This is a genomic window from Mycobacterium sp. 852002-30065_SCH5024008, assembly GCF_001665645.1.
Classification (GTDB): Bacteria; Actinomycetota; Actinomycetes; order Mycobacteriales; family Mycobacteriaceae; genus Mycobacterium; species Mycobacterium paraffinicum.
The window spans coordinates 1-1,400 of record NZ_LZSZ01000083.1 but is presented as its reverse complement, the minus strand read 5'-3'; the positions used below and the strand labels follow the sequence as shown (position 1 = coordinate 1,400).

Annotated in this window: 1 protein-coding gene and 1 pseudogene; both read right to left on the bottom strand. The window is 70.9% G+C overall.

Annotated features, from left to right (window positions below; all coding sequences use genetic code 11):
• Nucleotides 1–449: pseudogene (locus tag A5781_RS10550) on the bottom strand (hypothetical protein); the annotation flags it as partial.
• 49 nt (nt 450–498) lie between these two features.
• Nucleotides 499–1,191 (bottom strand): hypothetical protein, encoded by a 693-nt coding sequence (locus A5781_RS10545; RefSeq protein ID WP_067204682.1) that lies wholly within the window; start codon nt 1,189–1,191, stop codon nt 499–501.
• Nucleotides 1,192–1,400 lie beyond the last annotated feature (209 nt).

Genomic DNA, 1,400 nt, shown 5'->3' with positions numbered 1-1,400 from the left:
GGTCCCGGACCGGCGGCGTGTGCCGGGTCGATTCCGGCCGGCAGGTGTGACTGGGCGCCCGGTTCGACGCCCGCCGCGGGTACGTGCGGCACCGGCGCGCCGTCCGGGAGGGCCGTGCCGGGTTCGGGCGCGGGCGCGCCCGGGAACGGCTGGGCCAGGAATTGATTCACCGACTGGGCCACGTTCCGGGACTCGGTGGGTGCGCCCTGGTTGTGGCTGAAGGCCTGCGCTGCGGCCATGAGCAGCTGTGTCGCCTGCCCGGGGTTGGTGGCCGCCTGCTGAATGATCGGGCTCAGCTGCGATAGCGCCGGCAGGCCCGGGAGTTCTTGAGTCGAGTTAGGTTGCGGTGTCGCCGGTTCGGCTGCCGCGCTCGGGCAGAACCCGAACGCGGCAGCCGATGCCGTCACGACAGCGGCCAATCCTTTGGACAGATTCCAAGTGGTTGCCACGGTGTGTCCTCCGGTCAGTAGGGGGTGGCTTTGCTGTCGGGCTGACTAATCAGGGCAGGGCGGCGAGCAGCGGCGCTACCGGGTTGGCCCCGGTTGCCGGTGCGGCCGGTGCGGCCGGTGCGGCGGGCGCCGCCGGCGCCGCCGGAGCCCCGGCCAGTGCCGACAGGTCCTGCGGCAGGGTCATCTGCGCGGGCATGTTGACCGGCAGATTGGGCAGGAACGCCGGCATGTCGACCTTCGCCTGCGGAATCTGCGGGGTCGGCGGGGTGGCGGGGGCGGTCGGCGTCGACAGCCCCGGGATGGCCGGCAGTCCGGGGATGGACGACGTGGCCGGTGCGGCGGGCGCCGCCGGGGCCGTCTGCCCCAGACCCGGGATCAACCCCTGCAGGCCCTGCGTGGCCGCCGGGGCAGACGGCGCGGAGGGCGTCGCCGCCTGCGTCAACCCGGGGATCGAGGGGATACTTGACGCGGGATTCGCCGGTGACGTTGCGGCGGCCGACGGAACTCCCGGGAAGGTGATGCCCGGAGCAGCCGGCGCCGCCGGCGGGGTCGCGCCCAGGGCGGTAGCGAGGTTCTGCAGGATTTGGGGCGCGTTGGCCGCCGAACTGATCAGCTGCTGCGGAATGTTCGGGATCGGCGGAGCCGGCACGGGGTCGGCGTGGGCGATACCGCCCGTGAGTAGGGCTGCGGACGAACCGACGACGACGGCCGCTGCACGCATGTAAGTCCAGATGGTTGGCATGACTCTCCCTGGTTGTGGAAAACGGGTCCGCCGCCGAAGTTACGTTGATACTGATGGGACTCAAGTGACACGTGTGGCATTTATTTGATCGTTATTGATACGAGTGACGGCGGTGACCGAACGCCGGGCGACCAGGACCGCTGGCGGTGATGAGGTCCACCGGTGCCGCTCAGGCCACCTCGATCGCTAAAGTCGGGCGCATAGACACC